This window comes from Arthrobacter sp. Y3223065 (genome assembly GCF_059090885.1).
This window is the reverse complement of sequence record NZ_JBNHGC010000005.1, coordinates 328,412-347,193: the sequence shown is the minus strand read 5'-3', so window position 1 is coordinate 347,193 and position 18,782 is coordinate 328,412. Positions and strand designations below refer to the sequence as shown.

General features: G+C 69.0%; 15 protein-coding genes and 1 pseudogene. 10 read left to right on the top strand and 6 right to left on the bottom strand.

The window, feature by feature from the left end:
- Nucleotides 1-855 precede the first annotated feature (855 nt).
- Nucleotides 856-1,103: pseudogene (locus AC5RUK_RS14985) on the bottom strand (LLM class flavin-dependent oxidoreductase); the annotation flags it as partial.
- A gap of 35 nt (nucleotides 1,104-1,138) precedes the next feature.
- Nucleotides 1,139-2,185: an NAD(P)-dependent alcohol dehydrogenase gene (locus AC5RUK_RS14980; protein ID WP_494152655.1), complete on the bottom strand. Its 1,047-nt coding sequence runs from the start codon at nucleotides 2,183-2,185 to the stop codon at nucleotides 1,139-1,141.
- Nucleotides 2,186-2,363: 178 nt separating this feature from the next.
- Between AC5RUK_RS14980 and AC5RUK_RS14975 the strand changes: the two genes are divergently transcribed.
- Both AC5RUK_RS14975 and AC5RUK_RS14970 read left to right on the top strand, forming a co-directional pair.
- On the top strand, nucleotides 2,364-2,840 hold the full coding sequence (locus AC5RUK_RS14975; RefSeq protein WP_493989725.1) for an SRPBCC family protein: 477 nt from the start codon (nucleotides 2,364-2,366) through the stop codon (nucleotides 2,838-2,840).
- Nucleotides 2,841-3,458: 618 nt separating this feature from the next.
- Entirely contained in the window at nucleotides 3,459-3,860 is a 402-nt protein-coding gene (locus AC5RUK_RS14970) for a VOC family protein (RefSeq protein WP_493989726.1), read from the top strand.
- Nucleotides 3,861-3,913: 53 nt separating this feature from the next.
- Here AC5RUK_RS14970 and AC5RUK_RS14965 read toward each other — a convergent pair whose 3' ends face one another.
- The 3 genes from AC5RUK_RS14965 to AC5RUK_RS14955 are packed head-to-tail and all read right to left on the bottom strand — an operon-like array spanning nucleotide 3,914 to nucleotide 6,922.
- Nucleotides 3,914-4,867, bottom strand: coding sequence for an ABC transporter permease (locus tag AC5RUK_RS14965; RefSeq protein WP_494152654.1), 954 nt, complete (start codon nucleotides 4,865-4,867; stop codon nucleotides 3,914-3,916).
- Nucleotides 4,857-5,822, bottom strand: coding sequence for an ABC transporter ATP-binding protein (locus AC5RUK_RS14960; protein WP_494152653.1), 966 nt, complete (start codon nucleotides 5,820-5,822; stop codon nucleotides 4,857-4,859). Before AC5RUK_RS14960 ends, AC5RUK_RS14965 begins: the two co-directional genes overlap by 11 nt.
- Nucleotides 5,819-6,922 carry a LolA family protein gene (locus AC5RUK_RS14955; protein WP_494152652.1) on the bottom strand — a complete coding sequence of 368 codons (1,104 nt, stop codon included), beginning with the start codon at nucleotides 6,920-6,922 and terminating at the stop codon, nucleotides 5,819-5,821. The genes AC5RUK_RS14960 and AC5RUK_RS14955 overlap by 4 nt, the downstream gene beginning before the upstream one ends.
- 601 nt (nucleotides 6,923-7,523) lie before the next feature.
- Between AC5RUK_RS14955 and AC5RUK_RS14950 the strand changes: the two genes are divergently transcribed.
- Nucleotides 7,524-8,666: an acyl-CoA dehydrogenase family protein gene (locus AC5RUK_RS14950; RefSeq protein WP_493989956.1), complete on the top strand. Its 1,143-nt coding sequence runs from the start codon at nucleotides 7,524-7,526 to the stop codon at nucleotides 8,664-8,666.
- A gap of 122 nt (nucleotides 8,667-8,788) precedes the next feature.
- Here the strand turns inward: AC5RUK_RS14950 and hrpB are convergent, their stop codons facing one another.
- Nucleotides 8,789-11,413 carry an ATP-dependent helicase HrpB gene (gene hrpB, locus AC5RUK_RS14945; RefSeq protein ID WP_494107858.1) on the bottom strand — a complete coding sequence of 875 codons (2,625 nt, stop codon included), beginning with the start codon at nucleotides 11,411-11,413 and terminating at the stop codon, nucleotides 8,789-8,791.
- Between the two features lie 244 nt (nucleotides 11,414-11,657).
- Here hrpB and AC5RUK_RS14940 point away from each other — a divergent pair, with 244 nt between their 5' ends.
- The 7 genes from AC5RUK_RS14940 to AC5RUK_RS14910 all read left to right on the top strand — a co-directional run bounded on the left by AC5RUK_RS14940 (nucleotide 11,658) and on the right by AC5RUK_RS14910 (nucleotide 18,602).
- Nucleotides 11,658-12,074 (top strand): ChaB family protein, encoded by a 417-nt coding sequence (locus AC5RUK_RS14940; protein WP_493989729.1) that lies wholly within the window; start codon nucleotides 11,658-11,660, stop codon nucleotides 12,072-12,074.
- A 77-nt stretch (nucleotides 12,075-12,151) separates the two neighbouring features.
- A complete protein-coding gene (locus AC5RUK_RS14935; protein WP_493989730.1) occupies nucleotides 12,152-12,727 on the top strand; it encodes an NADPH-dependent F420 reductase in 576 nt (191 codons plus the stop codon).
- Between the two features lie 128 nt (nucleotides 12,728-12,855).
- Nucleotides 12,856-13,791, top strand: a complete 936-nt coding sequence (locus tag AC5RUK_RS14930; RefSeq protein ID WP_494107400.1) for a transposase — start codon at nucleotides 12,856-12,858, stop codon at nucleotides 13,789-13,791.
- Nucleotides 13,792-13,896: 105 nt separating this feature from the next.
- The gene (locus AC5RUK_RS14925; RefSeq protein ID WP_494107399.1) at nucleotides 13,897-14,502 is read left to right on the top strand and encodes an isochorismatase family protein; all 606 of its coding nucleotides are present in this window, start codon (nucleotides 13,897-13,899) and stop codon (nucleotides 14,500-14,502) included.
- A gap of 231 nt (nucleotides 14,503-14,733) precedes the next feature.
- Nucleotides 14,734-15,849, top strand: coding sequence for an NAD(P)-dependent alcohol dehydrogenase (locus AC5RUK_RS14920; protein WP_494152651.1), 1,116 nt, complete (start codon nucleotides 14,734-14,736; stop codon nucleotides 15,847-15,849).
- A 69-nt stretch (nucleotides 15,850-15,918) separates the two neighbouring features.
- Entirely contained in the window at nucleotides 15,919-17,376 is a 1,458-nt protein-coding gene (locus tag AC5RUK_RS14915; RefSeq protein ID WP_494152650.1) for a benzaldehyde dehydrogenase, read from the top strand.
- Nucleotides 17,377-17,660: 284 nt separating this feature from the next.
- The gene (locus AC5RUK_RS14910) at nucleotides 17,661-18,602 is read left to right on the top strand and encodes a S1C family serine protease (protein WP_494152667.1); all 942 of its coding nucleotides are present in this window, start codon (nucleotides 17,661-17,663) and stop codon (nucleotides 18,600-18,602) included.
- Nucleotides 18,603-18,782 lie beyond the last annotated feature (180 nt).

The window sequence follows — 18,782 nt, the reverse complement described above, 5'->3', positions numbered from 1 at the left end:
GTGATTTTCCCTACTCATTCTGTGAGGGGCGTGGCACGGACAGGGAGGGCACAAGACGCCGAGTGGATAAGAAAGGGCGACAACGTCGTCAGCTTTGGCTCACGTGCGGTGGTTGCGAGGGAACTCGCGAACGGCGGACGGGCCCCTTGAATGCGGTCCGACGATCGATAAGACGACACCAGCTCGCAGGGCACGCCACCGTGCATCTTAAAGGCGGGCACCGCCAATCCTCTTAATCGATGTTGTTTCTGGAGTGAGATGCCTACCTGTATGCCGTCGGCGGTATCCCCTTCCACCGCTTGAAGGCGATGGTGAGGCTGGCTGGGTCTGTGTAGCGAGCGTGCGGGAAATCCGGGATACAGAATGATCCGTTTTCGAGAGCGGATCGGAGGCAAGGTCACTCAAGGTCTTGGTCCCACAGCTGAGCGAAGTCGTTACCCGTGAGTTCAAGCTTGCGTTGCGGGGGAGACCCGCAACGTTGCAGCGACATTTGCTAGGTTCCCTTTGAGCTCGGGGGCGGCCCTTGAGGCTACCCGGGTGGCAGTCGATGCTGCCACCGCAGTGTTCGACCTGCCCAATTTCCGGGTGATCTCCGTCGCCGTGGCGACGTTTGGCCAGCGCCGGACGACCCGGCACTGCGGGGGCGGAGATGGCACCGGGTCGGTGGGCGCATTCTCGTGCCTGCGGGGCTGGCCGCTGCGCTTTCTGGCCTGTGGACGGCGGTCTTCTATGGCCACTCGGCAGATAGCGGTGCCGTGCTGCTCTTTCTGCAGTTGGTCATCAACTTCAGAACACTTAGGCGGAGCCCGCTACAGCCGTCCAAAGAAAAGCAGTGCAACAACCCGACATGCGCTAGCGCATGTCGATAACGCCGGTGCCGATCTCGACCGGCTGGTCCGAGCGGCAATCGCAGCCAGCAGCGGAAACGGCGACGACTGCTGCCGCGCGAAGTGGTGCACGCGGAAATACGCGCCGTCCACCCCAACGTCCTCCGCCGCCACGGCCAGGTCGATGCTCTGCAGCAGCCCTTCGCCTGCGGTGGGAACCGGCGAGCCGACGGCGGGGCTCCAGTGGCCGAAGGACAGGAAACCGATGCGCTTCATATCCGCGACAATCCCGCCGCCGATACTTCAATTCCCTAGCTCCCGTGCGGAACCACCACGGCGCGGCCGCTGAGTTCGCCGGCCTGCAGCTTGCGGTAGGCCTCCAGCGCATCGTCCATGCTATAGCGCTCGATCTCCGGAACAATCTGCCCGGCCTTGTACATGTCCACCACCTCGTGCAGGTCCTCGATGGTGCCCCAGTAGGTGTTCGTGATGACGGACTCGTACGGGTTGGTGAAGAAGCTCCACTCCAACGTGCCGCCGGCGATCCCCACCACCGTCAGCCTGGACAGCCGGGCCATGGAAGCGGCGGCGGTCTTGACGGTGGGACCCACACCCACAAAGTCGAACGCGGCATCAACGCCGCGGCCGCCGGTGATCCCGCGGATCCGCTCGGCCTGCCCCTCGCCGCCGGGAACGGTCACGGCGCCGGCCTCTTTGGCCTTGCGCATCGCCTCTTCCTTCATGTCGGTGGCGATGACGGTGGCGCCGGTCAGCGCCTTGAGGATCTGCACGGCGATCTGGCCCAGGCCGCCCAACCCGATGACCAACGCGTACTTGCCGCCGCCGGCCAGGTGCGGCAGCGACTGCTTGATGGCGTGGTACGGAGTCAGCGCCGCGTCGGCCAGCGGCGCCGCGGCCACCGGATCGGCGTCGCCCAGCGGCACCAGGTTCCGCGCCGGCACGCTGACGTACTCGGCCATCCCGCCGTCGCGCCCCAGCCCCACACCGAGGTACGGCATCTTGGCCGCGTTCTCGCAGTAGGTGTCCTGGCCGCGCGAACACGCCTTGCAGTGCCCGCAGCCGATCGGCCCGTACACCAGATAGGCATCGCCGACGTTGAAGCCTTCCACGCCCTCCCCGAGCTCTTCAACCCACCCGGAGTTTTCATGGCCGAGTGTGAACGGCGGCGGCACCGCTCCCGGGCCGCCGGCCTCGAAATCGTTGTAGATCGCGACATCGGAGTGGCACGCTCCGGCGCCAGCGACCTTCAGCAGCACCTCCCCGGCCCGGGGCTTTGGCCGCTCCACATCCTTGATGGTGGGGAAAGTCTTGAATTCCTCGAACACTACAGCGCGCATGATTCACTCCTGCCGGTTGACTCTGCGACAGCTACACACGCCACCCTACGTACTGCGGAAAATGATCAGCAAGCTGTCTATCGAGTTGTCACCTTTCACCAGCCTGTGTAGCGTAGGCAACGAGGCCACCTCAAGGGGCGCAACAGCGGCCCTGGCCCGATTCCAAAGGAGGCAACTGATGCAAACCGTGGAAGAAACCATTGATGTAGCCGTTCCGGTCCGCACAGCGTACGACCAGTGGACGCAGTTCGAATCCTTTCCGAACTTCATGTCCGGCGTTGAGTCCGTGACCCAGCTGACCGACACCACCAACCACTGGAAGACCAAGGTCGGCGGCGTGGAGCGCGAGTTCGACACCGAAATCGTCGAACAGCAGCCGGACGAGCGCATCGCCTGGCGCAGCGTCGACGGCAAGTCCCACGCCGGCGTCGTCACGTTCAGCCCGCTGGGTGCCGACAGCACCAAGGTCTCGGTGCGCTTCGAGTGGGATCCGGAAACCTTCACCGAGAAGGTCGGCGCCGCCCTGAACATCGACGACAAGCAAGTGAAGTCGGACATGCGCAAGTTCAAGGAGTTCATCGAAACCCGCGGCACCGAAACCGGCGCCTGGCGCGGAGAAGTGAATGACAGCGGCCCCATCGGCACGCAGCTCTAAACCTCAAAACCCAGCATTACGACGGTGGGCCGGCTCTTGGAGCCGGCCCACCGCTGGCGTTTGGTCGCCCGCTTGCCAGCGCTGTCGCAGCAGCCGGCCCTTCCAGGCAATAAATTTTCGGGATTCTCCCCCATTTCCGGGTTATCCGGTTTACTCTGGCCGCAGGGGACTTACTGAGCGGCAATGGGGGCCAACCATGCGGGAAAATCAGGAACGGCCGGAAGCCAATCCGGTGGCGAACATGGAGCGGATGGGACCTAAGCCTGTCCATGGGTCCGGGGACAGCATGGGGATGCCGAATCTGGCAGCGGCCCAGATACCCGGCCCCGGAACAGGGCACATTGTTGCCGGTGAGGATCGGCATCTTCCGGATGACGCGGCCGATCCGCTGGAAAAGGAAGGCCACCTGGGCAAGCCACGCCGCACCCGTAGCTGGCTTCCTTGGAGCCGTGGAACCGGGCGCCACCGTCTGGCTTAATAGCCTTCGCGCGAGGGTCGCCCAGGTCGACCTGCAGCCATCGGCGATCGAACCCGATTCGTTAATGCCTCCTTGACTTGTGCCCTCGGGGCCGCATGAATGGAGAGCATCAGCTTCCGCCCCTGAGCTAAGGAGTCACCATGGCCCGCCCCGTTCACTTCGAGATTCAGGCTGATGACTTGGAACGAGCAAAGAATTTTTACTCGACCGTTTTCGGGTGGACGTTCGAGGACTATTCGCAGGTCACGGGCACTCCCTATTTTGGGGTCGTGACCGGCCCGGAGGACCAGGCCGGCATCAACGGGGGCCTCATGCAGCGTCCCGCCCCGGCGCCTGCCACCGGCCAGGGTACCAACGCCTGGGTGGTCACCATGGAGGTGGATGACTACGACGCGACCGAACGGAAGATCCTGGATGCGGGCGGCCAAACGGCCCTGCCGAAGTACGCGCTGCCGGGAATGGCCTGGCAGGGCTACTACCTGGACACGGAAAACAACACCATCGGCATCCATCAGCCCGACGAAAAGGCCGGGATGTCGTAACCAAACCTCAACCAGCGGCGGACAGCTATCGTCCGCCTCCGCGGCGACTGACTCTAGGACAGCACGTCCTTGGTGCTGAAACGGCCGTAGGCGAGGGCGCAGGAAACGGCGATATAGCCGCCCTGCAGGAGTGCGTTGGCGCCGAAGGCGTCCCAGGAGATGGGCTGGCGCAGCAGGTCGGCGAAGCTGAGCCAGTGGTGGGTGAACAGCCACGGGTGCAGCCATTCCAGCTGCGGCAGGGCGCCGACGATCTGGGCGACGACGGCCAGCACTGCCGTCGCCGCCATGGCACCGACGGGGACTTCGGTGAGGGTGGAAATGAAGAGCCCGATGGCCGCCAGCCCTGCCAGTGACAAGGCAACGTAGGCGGCCACCAGCAGCAGGCGAGCCAGGGACTCGCCGACGCCGATCGTGTCGCCGGACAGCAACGTCACCGGCCCGATGCCAAAGAGCAGGCCGCCAACCAGCGCCCCGGTGACCGCGACGGCGAGCGCCGCGGCAGCGCAGAAGGCCACCGCCGCGCCGTACTTGACGGCCAGCAGCCGCAGCCGGCCGGCGGGGGCGCTGAGCAGGTAGCGCAGGGTGCCGTGGCCCGCCTCGCCGGCAATCGTGTCCCCCGAAACGACGCTGACGGTCAGCGGCAGGAACAACGGGATGGACACCACGAGCCCGGTCAGCGCCACGAACAGCCCGTTCTCCGTGATCCGGTTGAGGAACGGCGGCCCGCCGCCTGGCCCGTCCTCGTCCGCAGCGAACCGGACCACCACCGCGATGAGCGTCGGGACAGCAGCCAAGGCCAGCAGCATGGCCCACGTCCGGCCGCGGCGGAAGAGCACGCTGAGCTCGGAACCGAAAAGAGCCCAACCGGCGGACTTACCGCCTTCGCGTCCCTCGACCGGATGGGCCGCCGAAGCGCCGGGGTTTTCCTCGGCGGGGGCCTCGACTTCCACAATCTCGGGCCCCACCCGGCGGTGGCCGCCCGTGCCGGGCTGCTGCTCACTGGACAACGTCGAAGCCCTCCCCCGTCAGCTCCACGTACCGGTCCTCGAGGCTGCTTGCCTCCACGGTGAACCCGCGGATCCGCACACCGTCCGCCACGAGGGCGGCGGCGATGTGCTCGGGCAGCAGTCCGCCTTGGTTCATCGGCGCGTTGACGTGTCCGTCGAGTGCGGCGTCCGGGCCCTCTGGTTCAAGGCCCAACCGGCGCAGCACGCCGCGCGCGGCCGCGACGTCGGGGGTCTGGACGCTCACGTGGGTGAGGCCCGCCCGGCGCACATCATCCAGGGCCCCCTGCGCAACCAGCTTGCCGGCGCGCATGACGGCCGCATGCGTGCAGATCTGCTCCACCTCGGAGAGCAGGTGGCTCGAGACGAATACCGTGGTGCCCTCCTCCGCCAGAGAACGGACCAGGCTGCGGACTTCGCGGGTGCCCTGCGGGTCGAGCCCGTTGGTGGGCTCGTCCAGCACCAGCAACTGGCGCGGCATCATCAGGGCGTTGGCGATGCCGAGCCGCTGCTTCATGCCCAGCGAGTAGGCGCGCACCTTCTTGTCCGCGGCGTGGGTCAGGCCGACGCGCTCCAGCGCCCTGCCGATCCTCTCCCGCCGGGTGTTTGACGGGGCATGGCGGTCCGCGGTGTCCAGCCGGTGCAGGTTCGCGGCGCCGGACAGGAAGGGGTAGAACGCCGGGCCTTCGATCAGGGCTCCGACCCGCGGAAGCACGTCCCGCAAAGAGCCGGGCATGTCCTGCCCGAAGATCCGGACGCTCCCGCTGGTGGCTGCGGCCAGCCCGAGCATGACCCGGATGGTGGTGGTTTTCCCCGAGCCGTTGGGACCCAGGAACCCGAAGACGGAACCGTGCGGGACGGCCAGGTCAAGGGAGTCGACGGCGGTTTGCCGGCCGAAGCGTTTGGTCAGTCCGGAGGTTTCGATGACCAGCGCGGCAGGGTTGCCGCTGCCGCTCACCGGGCCTCCGCGGCTGCCTGCAACGACTCGAACGGGACCGACCCGGCCAGAACGCGGCCATCGTCGGTCAGGTACACGTTGACCAGGGCGGTGGAGATCAGCCGGCCGCCGTCCACCGCATCGGTGGCCTGGGCGAGCAAGGCGGAGTCTTCCCAGCCCTCCGGCAGGGCCCCCGCGGGGACTTCCGCAACGGTTTCCCAGCCGGTGCCGTGCAGGATGACGTCATCCCTCAGCGCGGCAGCGCCGCCGCCGTGCGGGCCATGGCGTCCGGACCGTGACTGCTCTCCGTGCCGCGGCACGGCCTTTTCGGTGACGCTGGCTCCAGGCGGCGGGGTGAACTCGAACAGGCTCTGGTCCGGGGCCTCGAGGCTTAGCTTGCTGAAGCCCAGCTGGAACGCCGGGTCCTGCTGTCCCCGGGCAGCGACCCGGAGGCTGAGCGGCAGGCCGGTCTCGGCGTCGACGGCGACGGTCACGGATCCCACCAGCGTGGCCGTGCTGTTCGGCTCCACCAGCAACTGATAGGCGCTGCGCCCGGCGACCTCGGTATCGGCGCCGACGGACACCTTCGTTTCCGGGCCGATCTTGGCCAGCAGGTGCTCGGCGAGCTGTTCGGGGGTGTAGGCCCCACCCGGATGGGGTGCACCGCCGTCGTCTTCCTTTCCGTCGTCCGCACAGGCGGGCAACGTCAGGCGGACCGCCTCGTTCTCCTTGGAGCTGTACACCCAGGCCTCGGTGCCGTTGCGGATCACGTCGCGCTCCGCAAAGCGGTCGAAGAGCTGCAGCCGGGCCTGATCCGGCCCGTCCAGGTAGACGCGGGCGGTGCGGGAACCGGTCAGCAGCTCCAGCGCCGCGGCCACGTCGCCGCCCTCGTCCGCGGGCAGGTCCTCGGGAAGTTCCGGAAGTCCCAGCGCGGAGTCCTGTTCCAGCGTGCCGGAGAGCGCGCGGACGTCGCTGTCCGCCACCAGCTCCAGCAGCTGCTGCGGGGTCTTGTCCGGCAAATCGGTTGCGGCGTTGGCCTGCAGGGAACCGGTGAGCACTCCGCCGGCAATCACCGCGGGCACGACGGCGGCGGGCAGCCAGCGCTTCCACGTCCGGTCCATGGCACATCACCTTTTTTCTGCTGCTGCAGGACTCGCTTCCCAGCCTACGCTTCCCGCCTCCCGCGGTCACCCGTCAACGCGAAGCCGGCCCCGCCGGAGCTCCAAGGCCCGGGTGCGGGTGTTGGTGCGGCGCCGGGGCGGGCGATGCGGGGCTCCCGCGACAGCTGGCAGCCCGCGTTTGCCTCAAGCCCGTGTAAACGTGTGCCGCGGGGCCCCAGGCCGGAAGCAGCCGACGAAAGATGGCTGGCGTTCCGCGCCAAGCTCCAGAGCGGCCGATAGTCGACACAGGCCCGTCGCGGAAGGCCGTTCTGGCACAGCTCGGCCGCCCTGGAGGATCGAGGCCGCCCGGAGGATCCCGGCCGTCGCCGATGTCCAGCGACTGCTCCTGCTGCCTGTCAGCACCGTTCGATCGGCCCGGACACCCGCTGGAGACCCGCCCGCACACACGCCGGGGATCATGCTTGTCAGGCCTCTGTTGCCGTGTTGTAGTTGACTCACGCAATGACGTGGACGCACCGCAGCGGCCCGGCGAACCCGGCGTGACTGCGGCAATCCAGGCGCCGGTCCGCACCCAGGCCGGTAGCCGGAGGGGTGAGTGGCGATGGTTGTGCAACGGTTGTTGCCGACGGAGGAAGCACAGGACCTGATCGAGCTGGTCCGCGACATCGCGGACCGCGAGCTGCTGCCGCAGGCGGCCGCGGCCGAGGCCGCCGAACGGTTCCCGCGCGAGGTCTTCCGGATGCTGGGGGAAGCCGGGCTGCTCAGCCTGCCGTACCCGGAGGAGTTTGGCGGAGGCGGCCAGCCGGCCGAGGTCTACCTGCAGGTCCTGGAGGAACTCGGCGCCGCGTGGGGCAGCGTGGCGGTCGGCGTCAGCGTCCATGCCCTCTCCTGCTTCCCGCTGGTGCATTTCGGCAGCGATGCGCAACGCAAAACCTGGCTGCCGGACATGCTTTCGGGCGACACCTTGGGTGCCTACTGCCTCTCCGAGTCGCACGCGGGCTCCAACCCCGCGGCGATGCGCACCCGCGCCATCCGGAAGGGCGACGGCTACCTGATCCGCGGCGCGAAGGCCTGGACCACGCACGCCGGCGAGGCCGATTTCTACACGGTCATGGCCAGGACGTCCGATGATCCGCGGCACGGTGTTTCCTGCTTCCTGGTTCCGGCCGACACCGAAGGCCTGAGTGCGGCCCCGCCGGAGCACAAGATGGGGCTGACAGCCTCCACCACGGCGACGATGAACTTCGACGACGCGTACGTTCCGGCCAACCGCCTGATCGGCGAGGAAGGCCAGGGCCTGGCGATCGCCTTCGCGGCGCTGGACTTGGGCAGGCTGGGCATTGCGGCGGTGGCTGCCGGGCTCGGCCAGGCCGCGCTGGACCTGGCCGCCGCCTACGCCAACGAGCGCGAGGCCTTCGGCAAGCGGTTGATCGAGCACGAGGGGCTGGCCTTCCTGATCGCCGACATGGCGGTGGAGGTGGAAACCGCGCGCGCCATGTACCTGGCGGCGGCGCGGTTGAAGGACGCCGGCCTCCCCTACGGCAGGGAGGCCTCGATCGCCAAGCTGGTGGCCACCGACAACGCGATGAGCGTGACGACCAACGCCGTACAGGTGCTGGGCGGGGCCGGCTACACCCGGGACTTCCCGGCCGAGCGGTACATGCGCGAGGCCAAGGTCATGCAGATCTTCGAGGGGACCAACCAGATCCAGCGGCTGCTCATCTCCCGCCACTTCATCCGCTGACTGGGACCCGCCGGAAAGACCCGCTTGAAGGCCGCAGTCCGCCCGGCCGGGGCGGCAGGCGCCCGCCGAACGGCCGGAGAGGCACGCGCGCGGCAGTCCGCCCTGGCGGCACTGTCCGGCCGTTACCTCCGGTGTTTAGTCCGCGCGGTGGCCGGCGCGGTCCACGGATCCTCCGGCCACGGGTGCTTCGGGTAGCGGCCGCGCATCTCGGCGCGGACCTGCGCATAGGGACCGGACCAGAAAGACGCCAGGTCATCGGTGACGGCCAGCGGCCTGCCGGCCGGCGAGAGCAGGTGGAACAGCACGGGAACCCGCCCGCCCACCAGCCGGGGCGTGTCCGCCCAGCCGAAACACTCCTGCAGTTTGACCGCCACCACCGGGCGCTCTCCCCCGTCACGTTCCGGGTAGTCGATCCGCACCCGTGAACCGCTGGGAACCTCAAGCCGCTCCGGCGCTAGCTCATCGAACCGGGTCGCTTCCGGCCAGGGCAACAGCCGGCGCAGCGGCTCGGCCAGGTCCACTGCGGCGGCCGGCTTCCCGCCGCCCAGCGCCTCCAGTTCCGGAGCCAGCCAATCGGACAGCCGTCCCAGCAGCGCTGCGTCGGCGACGTCCGGCCAGGGCGCGCCCAGTTCGCGGTGCAGCAAGGCCAGCCGGCGGCGCAGCCCCCGGGCTGCTTCCGACCAGCCAAGGATGTCCAGCCCGCCGTCTTCCAGGGCCCGCGCTACCGCCTCCCGGCCCTCATCCCGCGACGGCCGGACCGGTGCCGAGGACAGCACGATGGCGCCAAGCCTGCGTTCCCGGCGGGCCGCAAGTTTGCCCGACTCGAAGCGCGCCTCCACCCGGTCTGTCATCAGGTGCTGGGCCGCCGCTGCCGCCGTTTCCCCCGTCAACGGGGCGGCGGCGCGGATCACCGCCCCGGTGCCTGCCGCGTCGCGGCCCTGCGCCCGGGACACCTCGGCCACAGCCAGCCACTCCTGCCCGGCCAGGGGACTGCCGGACGGCAGCCCGGCCCGGGTTCCGGACGCCAGCAGGTAGGTCTGCCCGGGACCGGGCACGCGGCGGGCGACCCGTTCGGGGAAGGCCAGCGCCACCACGAAGCCGGCACGTTCCGAACCGCCCATATCGCCGGTGGAAGGGACGACGGCGGTGCCCTCCTGCCGTGCGATGCCCTCCAGCCGATGCGCCTCCTCCCGCCAGCGCCGGGCGGCGGGGTCGCCGCGGCCTGCCGAACGCAGTCGGGACAGCAGCACCGTGAGGTCGGCACCGGGTGCCCGCTCCTCGCCGGAGACCATGGCGACTACTTCGGCGGCAACCTGCCGGCCCACTGCCGCCGCGCCATCTAGCAGCGCCCGGCCCAGCCGGGGGTCGGCCGGGACCCGGGAGAGGACACGCCCCAAATCGGTGGCACGGCCGCCGTCGTCAGTAGCGCCCAGCTCATGCAAAGTGCGCACGGCGTCCGCCATGGCCGTCGCCGGCGGCGCGTCCGGAAGTTGCAGCCCCTCGCCGCCCGGGGCACCCCAGCAGGCCAGCACCAAGGCGGCACTGGTGAGGTCGGCGACGGCGATCTCCGGGGTGGGATGGGCGGGCGCGGCGCCAAAGGTTTTCGGCTCGTAGCAGCGCACCACGGTGCCCGGACCCTGGCGGGCGGCGCGGCCGGCGCGCTGGTCGGCGGAAGCGCGGGAGGCTGACACCGTCACCAGCCCGGACATGCCGCGGGCCGCGTCCCGGCGGGGTTCGCGCGACAGCCCGGAGTCGACGACCAACCGCACGCCCGGCACGGTGAGCGAGGACTCGGCCAGAGAGGTGGAGACGATGATGCGCGGGGCACCGCCGGGCTCCCGGCCGGAAACGGCGCGGTCCTGCGTGGCCGTGTCGGCCTGGCCGTGCAGTTCCAGTACATCGGTGCCGGTGCCGCCGCGGACCCTGTCCCGGATCAGCGCGGCCACCTGCTGCACTTCCCAGGCTCCCGGCACGAAGACCAGGGCGTCCACCGAGGGGTCGTCCGCGAGCGCCGCGGCATGCGCGGCCGCGGCGGTGGAGGCAACGTGGTCCAAAAAACCGCGGGCAACTCCCCTCCCGTCCAGCCGTGGCACGGAGGCAGGAGCCCACCTCACCTCCAAGGGATGCAGCGCCGAAGGGCAGTCGACCACCGGGGCCGGCCCGGCGCCGTCGTCCCCGCCGATCAAGGCGGCGAAGCGCGGCGCGTCCAGGGTGGCCGACATCGCCACCAACGTGAGATCCCCGCGCAACTGGCGGACCTCGCCGAGCATGCCGACCAGCAGGTCGGTCTCCAGGCCGCGCTCATGCACTTCGTCCAGGATCACCGCGTCCGTCCCGTCCAGGCCGGGATCGGTGAGCAGCCGGCGCAGCAGGATTCCCGGCGTGACGAATTCGATCAGGGTCTGCGGACCCGCCCGGCGTTCGCCGCGCACCGTATAACCGACGCGGCCGCCAAGCTGGCTGCCATCCAGGGCTGCCAGGCGCCTGGCGGCTGAACGGGCCGCGACCCTGCGGGGCTGGGTGACCACGATGCGCGGCCGGCGGCCCGGTGCACTACCGGCCACCAGGTTGGCGACCAGCGGCGGGACCAGGGTCGTCTTGCCCGTGCCCGGCGGAGCCTGCACGACGGCGGTGCCGGCCCGGGTTCCGGTGGTTGCGGGCCCGCCGGCACCCGCCCCAACCGGGCTGCCCGTCAGGGCAGCGGCCAAGTCATCCAGGGAATCGGCGAAGACCAGCCCCGCACCCATCGCGGCCAGGTCGAAAAGGACGTGGCGGTGCGCGGGTTCCTGCGGGGCTGACTGGCTCACCCTTCCATTGTGCCGCTGCCCGTTGCGTCCTCCGGCATCGCGAAGGTGCGCCGACGGCAGGCGGCTGCTCCGCCGTGGTTGTTCCGATTTCCACAGGCGCCGCATCTCCCTTGGCAGGGCCGGCGAACTGTGCCACGTTGGAGGAGGAATGGCGAACAATCCTTTCTGAAGGGACGTGGTCCAGATGCCGAAGACGACGAAGAGCGGCAAGCCGAAGCAGAGCGAATTGCCCAGCACACTGCGGCGGTCGGGCCAGAAGGCCCAGGAAACTTTCGCGGAAGCCCACGATTCCGCCGCCGAAACGTACGGCGACGAGGAACGTGCCCACCGCGTGGCCTACAGCGCGCTCAAGCACACGCACGAGAAGGTGGGCGACCACTGGGAGCCGAAGGAAAAGAAGGGCCCCTCCGACCCGCAAGCCGAGGGCGGCGCCGGCACCTCGCGGGAAACCAAGGGCGGGGTGGACGCAAACGCCTCCAAGCAGCACCTCTACGATCTGGCCAAGAAGCTTGATGTCCCCGGCCGGTCGAAGATGGACAAGTCGGAGCTGGTGGATGCGCTGCGCAAGGCCAACGACAGGGAGACCAGGAAGTCCCGGTAGCCGTTGACTGCCCCTGCTTCTGCCGCTAGCGTCTTGGCTGCGTCTTCCAGTATCCATCCGTGATCGAGGAGCATTCCATGGCACACGTCAGCGTTATCGGTACCGGAAAGATGGGCCAGGCCATTTCCGGGGTCGTCACCAAGGGCGGCAACACCGTCGAGATGCTCGGCCACTCCGACGAGGACAAGCCGGTCACCGGTGACATCGTCGTCTTGGCCGTGCCCTATCCCGCCCTGGCCGACATCCTCGGTAAGCGCTCCGGGCAGCTGTCCGGCAAGGTGGTCGTGGACATCACCAACCCGCTGAACTTCGAGACCTTCGACTCCCTCACCGTGGCGGCGGACAGCTCCGCGGCCGCGGAACTAGCCGCCGCGCTGCCGGACTCGGCGGTGCTCAAGGCCTTTAACACCACCTTGGCCGCCACGCTGGTTGCCGGGACGGTCGGCGGGCTCACCACCACCGTGCTGGTGGCCGGCGACGACGCAGAGGCCAAAACCATGCTGGCCGAGGTGGTCGCCGCCGCCGGACTCCGGGTTATCGACGCCGGTGCCCTCTCCCGGGCACGGGAACTGGAAGCCATGGGCTTCCTGCAGATCACCTTGGCCGCCAGCGAGAAGATTGGCTGGAGCGGCGGCTTCGGCGTCGTGCCCTGACCTCAGCTGAATCCATTGCTGCGGGTGGCCAGCGGGACAGCTGCCGCCCGCACGGGCCCGGGACTGGCACTGCCTGCCAGCCGTGGCCCAAACAACCGCAGACGGCCGCTCCTATTAGGCTGGGGCACATGGACCTGGAGAGCGCGGCACGGGAGCTGTACGCGCTGTTGCCCGGTGAATTCACCGCGGCTCGCAACGCGAGGGCCAAGGAGGCAGCCCAGGACGGCCACAAGGAACTGGCCCGGCAGATCAAAGCGCTGGCGAAACCGTCGGCCGCGGCTTGGCTGGTCAATCTCCTGAGCCGGCACCGGAGCGCGGACATCGCCGGGATCGTGGAACTGGGCCACGCCATGAGCGAAGCCCAGGAGCAGCTCGATCCGCAACAGCTGCGCCGACTGGGCGACCAGCGCCGGGAACTGTTGGCCGCCGTGGCGGCAGAGGGCCGGAAGCTGGCCGATGAGCTCGGGCAAAGGGTGAGTGCCGCGGCCGTCGCGGAGGCGGAGCAGACACTGCATGCGGCGATGGCAGATGCCGCTGCCGCGGCGGCCGTAACCAGCGGCCTGCTGACCGAGTCGCTGTCGTCGAACGGGATTGACCCGGTGGACCTGGACGGCCGGGTGGCGCTGCCCGGGGCTGGCGCTCCCCCGGATGCGGGTGCCGAGCCGGCGCCACCGCGCCAGCCGAAGCGATCCTCGCGGGACGAACTCGCCGAGCGCCGGGCCGCGAAGGCCGAACGGGCCGCCAAGCAGGAAGCCGAAGAGGCCGAACGGCGGCGCCGACAGGCGCAGGCGGCGCTGGACAAGGCGGAGCAGCGCAAGGAAGACGCCGAAGCATCGGAACAGAAGGTGCTGGACAAGCTGGACCAACTGCAGAACCGGCGGGACGAACTGGTGGGCGAGCTCGCCGAACTGAAGAGGCGCATCGAGGACCTGGAACGTGAGGTCGCCTCGACGGACCGCAAGATGGAAGCTGCCGAGGAAGACCTGGTTTCCGCGGCCAAGACCGCCGATCGGACGCGCAAGGCTGCCGCCGCCGCCCGCCGCGAACTCGACGACCAAGACTAGCCGCCCGGTGGTCACCGTGGGGCCGGCATTGGCGTGAACATGTAGCCTAGGTCTCAGGGCCGGCGGGCAGAATGCCCGGACCGGCCGAGCCGACAGGGGGCCAACATGTGGCGCATTGATGCGGCCAGGACCGCATTGCTGATGATCGACATGCAGAACGATTTCGTGCTGGAAGGCGCGCCGATGGAAGTGCCGATGGCTCGCCACCGGCTGCCGGAAATGGTGACCGCCGCCGCGGCTTGTCGGCAGGCAGGCATCCCGGTCATCTACACCCGTCACGTCCTGCTGGATTCGTTCGACGTTTCGCCGTTGGAGACCACCTACAACCAGCGGCTGCGGACGGCCGGCATGCGCCGCGGAACCAGCGGAGTTGAGATCGTCGAGGAACTCAAGCCCGAAGCCGACGACTACGTGCTGGATAAGCACCGCTACGACGCCTTCCACAACACGCAACTGAAGAGCGTCCTGGCGACCATCCGCGGCCTGAACACCGTTGACACCGTGATCATCGCCGGCACGTTGACCGAGGTGTGCTGTGAATCGACCGCGCGCAGTGCCTACATGAACGACTACAAGGTGGCGTTCCTGTCGGACGCCACCGGCGGCCGGTCGGAGAAGGCCCAATCCGCCACCCTGGACGCCATCGGCACCTTCTTCGGCCGGGTGATGAGCACGGTCGAGATGGAACGGGAGATCGGCACCACGGCGTAGTCGGCGACCGTCGGAGGGGGATCTGGCATCCGGCTCTTTCCCCGTCGGCTACCGGCACAAGCCGCCATGGACCGCACCGCCCGCGCTGCGATAGACCGGTAGGGCGTCCGTTCCACAGCGGCGGTCCAGGCGGAACCGCTCCAAGTGCCTCCCAGGGACTTTTCCTCCGCAGTGAAACGTTGAACAAGTGAGACATCAACATAGCCGGGCGAAACTGTAAGGAGCATGGCAATGAAGATCAATGCATGGGTGGTCGAGAAAAAGGACGCCCCGTTCGTCCCCGAGCAGCTGGATCTGGACGAGCCAGGGCCAGGCGAAGTGCTGGTTAAGGTGGCCGCCGTCGGGCTCTGCCACACCGACCTGATCACCCAGGCCGGCGACATGCCCCTGCCGCTGCCCGGCGTGCTGGGCCATGAAGGCTCCGGCGTGGTGGAGGCCGTCGGGGACGGCGTGACGAATGTTGCCGTGGGCGACCACGTGATCATGGGCTGGGCGTACTGCGGCGAGTGCAAGAACTGCCTGCGCGGCGAGCACCGCTACTGCCTGCGGCTGGGCGAGGCGCTGGTGAGCGGCGCCCGATTCAAGGGGCCGGACGCGGGCAAGTCCGCCTACACCCGGGCCGACGGAGGCAAGGTCTCCGGCCACTTCTTCGGCCAGTCATCCTTCGCCGACTACTCGCTGGCACTGGCGTCGTCGCTGGTGAAGGTGGACAAGGACATCCCGCTGGAACTGCTCGGGCCGCTCGCCTGCGGCATTACGACGGGTGCCGGCGCGGTATTCAACACCGCCAAGCCCGAACCCGGCCAGTCGCTGGTGGTATACGGAGCCGGCGCCGTGGGCCTGGCCGCGATCATGGCCGCGAAGAACACGCCAGCGGCCACCATCATTGCCATCGACCTGCATGATTCGCGGCTGGAACTGGCGCGCGAACTGGGAGCCACCCACACGATCAACTCCGGCAACACCAACGCCCTCGAGGAGATCCAGCGCATCTGCGGCGGCCCGGCCGACTACGTGCTGGAATGCACCGGCAACATCAAGGTGGTTGAAGAAGCTGCGGACGCCGTGGGCATGCTGGGCACGCTGGTGCTGATCGGCGGGGCTCCGGCTCAGGCGCGGTTCTCGGTGGACCACCTGCGCACGCTCTGGGGCAAGCGGATCATCGGCACCCTCGGCGGTTCCAGCACCTCCGCCCAACTGATCCCCGGGCTAATCGCCCTGTACAAGGCCGGACGGTTCCCCTTCGACAAGCTGGTGAAGTACTACGGGTTCGACCAGATCGACACGGCCATCGCCGATTCCGCCGCCGGCGGGACCATCAAGGCCGTCTTGAAAACCGCCGGCTGAAACCCTGCTCCGCACGGCCGCACCCGCTACGGCCGGCACAACCATGCAACCAACCTGAAAGGACGGGATATGTCCCTGCTTGAAGCCTCCCTGTGGGAGGGCAAGATTTATGTCAACGGCTGGCGCGACGGCGGTGCCGGTACCGCCGCTTCGGTGGAGCCGGCCACCGGCGAGTCCCTGGGCCGCTACGGCCTGGCCTCGGTCGAGGACGTGCACGAGGCGGCAACCGTTGCCGCCGCCGCGCAGAAAGAATGGGCCGCCCGCAAGCCGGAAGAACGCGCCGCCGTGCTGCGCCGCGCCGGCGCGCTCTGGGAAGAACACGCCGAGGAAATCCAGTCCTGGATCGTCCGCGAATCCGGCGGCATCGGCCCCAAGGCCGGCCTGGAAACCCACATCGCCGCCAACGAATGCTACGAAGCCGCAGCGCTGCCCTCGCTGCCGGCCGGCGACGTGCTCACCTCCAACGAGGACCGCTGGTCCTTCGCCCGGCGCCGCCCGGTCGGCGTGGTCTCGGTCATCGCGCCGTTCAACTTCCCGCTGATCCTCTCCATCCGCTCCGTCGCCCCCGCCCTCGCGCTGGGCAACGCGGTGCTGCTCAAACCGGACCCGCGCACCGCGGTGTGCGGCGGCGTGACCCTGATGCGCGTCTTCGAAGAAGCAGGCCTGCCCGCCGGGCTGCTGTCCCTGCTGCCCGGCGGCGCGGACATCGGCGCCGCCGTGGTCGAAGCCCCCGAGGTCCGCGTCATCTCCTTCACCGGCTCCACCGCCGCCGGCCGCAAGATCGGCGAATCCGCCGCCCGAAACCTCAAGCGCGCGCACCTGGAACTCGGCGGCAACAACGCCATGATCGTGCTGCCCGGCGCGGACCTGGCCAAGGCCGCGTCCGCCGCAGCGTTCGGCTCGTTCATGCACCAGGGCCAGATCTGCATGACCACCGGCCGGCACATCGTCCACGAGGACATCTACGAGGACTACGTCGCCGCGCTGGCCGAAAAGGCCAGGAACCTGCCGGTCGGCGACCCCAAGACCGGCACCGTCGCGCTCGGCCCGATCATCGACGAGAACCAGCTCAAGCGCATCGACTCAATCGTGCAGGACGCCGTCGCCGCCGGCGCCCGGCTCGCCGCCGGCGGCACCAACGACGGCCCGTTCTACTCCCCCACCGTGCTGGCCGACCTCGACCCGGCCAACACCGCGTGGAAGGACGAGATCTTCGGCCCGGTCGCCCCGGTGATGAAGTTCTCCACCATCGACCAGGCCGTGGAACTGGCCAACGCCAACGAGTACGGACTCTCGCTGTCCATCCTGGGCGAGGTCGGCCTGGCCATGCAGATCGCGGACCGCGTCGATTCGGGCAAGGTCCACATCAACGAACAAACCGTCTCCGACGAAGCCAACTCCCCGTTCGGCGGCACCAAGAACTCCGGCAACGGCTCCCGCATCGGCGGCCACCAAGCCAACATGGACTCCTTCACCGAGACCCAGTGGCTCACCGTCCGCCCGGACATCGCACAGTACCCGTTCTAAACCCCGCGGGTACCACGCGACGGCGAGCGGCTGGCAGCCAGCCAGCCGCTCGCCGTCGCGTGGATGCAACTCCCGGACCAGGCTGCAATGTGCCGCCCGTCGGCGTAGGGAAGGCGCCGCGGTCATCCGGCGGAGAACCGCCCGTATCGGGTTCACTGAAGGCGTAGCGGCAGCAGGATTAAACCTGCCGTTTCTGCGGTTCCATGGAGAGCAAGCAAAGCTCCCGGAGGTGGGCCGTGAACACAATCCCGGAACCGCATGCCGAACCACAGGCCGCGGACACCATGCAGGACCCGCTGGACTCGTATTCGGCGTCCGTGGTGCGCGTAGCTGAGACCGTCACGCCGCACGTGGCGGGCATCCAGATGGAAGTACGACGCCGGGACAGGACCTTCCCGTCCGGCGGCGGCTCCGCCGTGGTCTTCACCGAAGACGGCTACCTGCTCACCAACGCGCATGTGGTGGCCAACTCCGACGGCGGCCGTGCGGCCTTCGCGGACGGGTCACGCACGGACGTTGACGTGGTCGGCGCAGATCCACTCTCCGACCTGGCCGTGCTGCGCGGCCGGCTCACGGTGCCGCGCCCGGTCGAGCTGGGCGATGCTTCCAAGCTGCGCGTGGGCCAGTTGGTCGTCGCCGTGGGCAGCCCGCTGGGCCTGTCCGGCTCGGTGACGGCGGGGGTGGTCAGCGCCTTGGGGCGCTCCATCCCGGTCGCCGCGGGCAGGAACCGGAGGGTGATTGAGGACGTCATCCAGACGGACGCCGCGCTGAACCCGGGCAATTCCGGCGGCGCCCTGGCCGACGCCTCCGGACGGGTTATTGGGATCAATACGGCCGTCGCCGGGATCGGGCTTGGCCTGGCCGTGCCGATCAACGCCACGACCCGCCGGATCATCTCCGCGTTGCTGGCCGACGGGCGCGTGCGGCGCGCCTACCTTGGCCTGGTGAGTACGCCGGTGCCGTTGTCCCCGCGGGACATCATGCGCACCGGCGAGCGAAACGCGCTGCGGGTGGTCGAAGTGCTGCCCGGTTCCCCCGCCGAGCAGGCCGGCCTGCGACCGGCCGACCTGGTCATCCGGGCCGCCGGCCAGCCGGTGGCAAACGCGCAAAGCCTGCAGCGGCTGCTCTTCGCAGACGCCATCGGCGTGGAGTTCCCACTGGCCGTGCTGCGCAGCGGGTCCGTGCTGGAGCTGATCGCCTGGCCGGTGGAAATGTCAGCCGGTTAGATTCGGGGCACCGCCGGCTCTTGCCCTGCCTGCTCTTGCCCGCTGGCACCGGCACCGATGCCTTGGTGAGGGATCACCCAGGCCCGAGGCGCCGCCGTCGTTGTGTCTGCATGGGCCAAGTCCTACGGTTGGAGAAACCGCGACCGAACCAGCCGGCCCTCACGTCGGGCCGGCGGATTA